Annotated in this window: 2 protein-coding genes and 1 pseudogene; 1 reads left to right on the forward strand and 2 read right to left on the reverse strand. The window is 67.3% G+C overall.

Annotated elements, in window-relative coordinates:
• Nucleotides 1–393: pseudogene (locus tag VGS97_RS16745) on the reverse strand (methane monooxygenase); the annotation flags it as partial.
• Nucleotides 394–578: 185 nt separating this feature from the next.
• The gene (locus tag VGS97_RS16750) at nucleotides 579–827 is read right to left on the reverse strand and encodes a hypothetical protein (RefSeq protein WP_326854479.1); all 249 of its coding nucleotides are present in this window, start codon (nucleotides 825–827) and stop codon (nucleotides 579–581) included.
• Between the two features lie 192 nt (nucleotides 828–1019).
• Between VGS97_RS16750 and VGS97_RS16755 the strand changes: the two genes are divergently transcribed.
• On the forward strand, nucleotides 1020–1549 hold a 530-nt coding region (locus VGS97_RS16755; RefSeq protein ID WP_326854480.1), incomplete at its 3' end, for a GAF domain-containing protein.

Below are 1549 nucleotides of genomic sequence, written 5' to 3' on the forward strand. Positions count from 1 at the left end.
CGAGTGCCTGACCTCGTCGATCATCTGGATCGCCTGGCCGTTGTGCAGCTCGGGGTTGGGCACCGTGCGGAACAGCAGCGGCATCGCCCGCGCCGCCGAGATCTCGGGCAGCGGGATGATGCTCAGGAACAGCTTCTGCCACTCCAGCCAGCGCTCCTGTACATGCCGGAACATGTTGCCGCGGATGGCGCCGTCGGAGGCTCCGTAGACCCGGTGGTCCTTCTCCTCCTGCATGGGGAAATACGACCGCAGGACCTGCTTGAGCGGGTCCTTCTTCTGCGACTTCTCGAACGTGTAATCGGTTCCGTACTGTGACACCGGCTCGTGGTAGAGCGGTTCCCAGGCGAGCTCCTGGATCTTCTGGTGGGCCTTGGCCACGCTCTGGCGACTCATCGCCACCCCTTTCCTTACACTCGGGCCGGCTGAGACAGCCTGCCTGCCTCCGTGATCGTGTCCCCGGCGCCGACGCCCGATCTCGCCGGGGACCTGCGACTCCGCACGGCCGGAAACTGCCTGTGAGCTGAATCACACCGCGGACCTGGGCGAACGGAGCTCTCAACATGAGACAACCTGGCCGGCTAGCCGTCGCCGAAGACCGCCGTCCGGATCTCGGCCAGATGGCGCCGGACTTCGCGCGAGATCTCGAGATTCCCCTCGGCGGCCGGCTGGATGCCCAGCGACCTGAGCAGCTCGGCCGCGGGAGCGCCCGGATCGCCGGCCTCGCCGAGAATCGGATGCAGGCCCTGGTCGGCAAGGTGCTTGAACACCAGGTTCACGATGCTCCACGGGTTAAAGGTCTCGTGCTGCGGTTCGCCTGGCGGATCCATGGGGTACCTCCTAGGCAGCGGGTACCTCCCAGCCGATACACCCAATATGTGCAGAGCGGAACTGGCGGTCTCAACTTGAGACAGGTGCGGGTTACGCTCTTGTTACGTTGTACGCACGACGCAAACCTCGGACGCCACCCCGCGGGATGAGCCCGCCACCCGCGAGAGCGACACGGGAGGCAAGGAGGGGGTATGTCGCCTGCAGCAGCGCGCCCGCCGGCCTTGACCGACGGCCCCCGGCTGGCGGAGACCAGGGAGCGGTTCCTCACCGCGGAGACGGTCGACCCCAATCACGTGCGCGACACGATCCTGGCGTCGTGGTGGCGCTCGAAGCGCTGGAATGTCGCCGCGGACCGTATCGACCTGGCGTATAGCGGCGATCCTGACCTGGATACCCCGCTGACCCGCAGCGCCCTGCCGGTGCTCCGGCACCTGCGCGAGCACCTGGAGGGCCAGCCGATCAGCGTCATCCTCACCGACGCCTCGGGCGTGGTACTCAGCAGGCTGGTCGCCGATCACGACCTCGACCGGCATCTCGACAGCGTCCAGCTCGCTCCCGGCTTCAGCTACGCCGAGGAGTTCGTCGGCACCAACGGCATCGGCACGGCGCTGGAGGGCGGCCGGCCCATGCACGTGTTCGGCCACGAGCACTACGCGGAGAACCTGGAGGATCTCGCGTGCGCCGGGGTGCCGATCCGGCACCCGATCTCCGGCATAACGCT

Origin of the sequence: Actinocrinis sp., from assembly GCF_035946395.1 — a bacterium.
Classification (GTDB): domain Bacteria; phylum Actinomycetota; class Actinomycetes; order Streptomycetales; family Catenulisporaceae; genus Actinocrinis.